This is a genomic window from Telluria sp. Soil_C_11 (assembly GCF_057657395.1).
The window spans coordinates 1-703 of sequence record NZ_JBDGIN010000055.1; the positions used below are offsets into that span (position 1 = coordinate 1).

Genomic DNA, 703 nt, shown 5'->3' on the forward strand with positions numbered 1-703 from the left:
AACCGGCACAGGAGCGATCCCGTGAGCAAGCAAGCCAAACCACAGACGCCAGAGCAGCGCATCAAGGATCTTGAAATGCAGCTCAAGGACGCCAACCAGAAGGCGCAGCTGTTCGAAGCGATGCTGGAAGTGATTCGAAAAGAGTATGGGGCCAAGCTGCCAAAAAAGCCTTCAGGCGAGTCATCGAGCAAAGACAGGTAGCAGGCTTGAGTCTCGCCAAGGCATGCAAATTCATCGGCCTAAGCCGACAGGCGTACTACCAGCAAATCCGGGCTGAAGCGGCCTTACTGGAACGCGATAGTAAAGTGGAAGAACTGGTGCGCGAAGTCCGTCGACGCCAACCACGTATCGGTGGGCGAAAGCTGCACTTTCTCTTGCATAACCGCTTTACAACTGCTGGCATCAAGTTGGGGCGCGACGCCTTGTTCGCGACGTTGAAGCGCCTCCATCTGCTGGTGGCTCGGGCCAGGGCGTACCACAAGACGACCGACAGTTTTCATCGGTTCTACAAGCATCCTAATCTGCTCAAGCCGGGCACCGCCATCAAGATAGCTCAGCGAGCTGAGCAACTATGGGTCGCCGATATCACATACATCCCTACACAGCAGCAATGCGTGTACCTGAGCCTTATTACGGACGCCTTCTCGCGCAAGATCGTCGGCCACTATGTCCACGCCACCTTGCAAACCGAAGAAGTGGCCCG

At 56.0% G+C, this 703-nt stretch carries 1 protein-coding gene and 1 pseudogene; both read left to right on the top strand.

From position 1 onward, the window contains the following. Positions 1-201, top strand: a pseudogene (locus AC3A6M_RS24830) (hypothetical protein); the annotation flags it as partial. Between the two features lie 5 nt (positions 202-206). Then, a partial coding sequence (locus AC3A6M_RS24835; RefSeq protein ID WP_487855357.1) for a transposase family protein occupies positions 207-703 on the top strand: 497 nt, incomplete at its 3' end.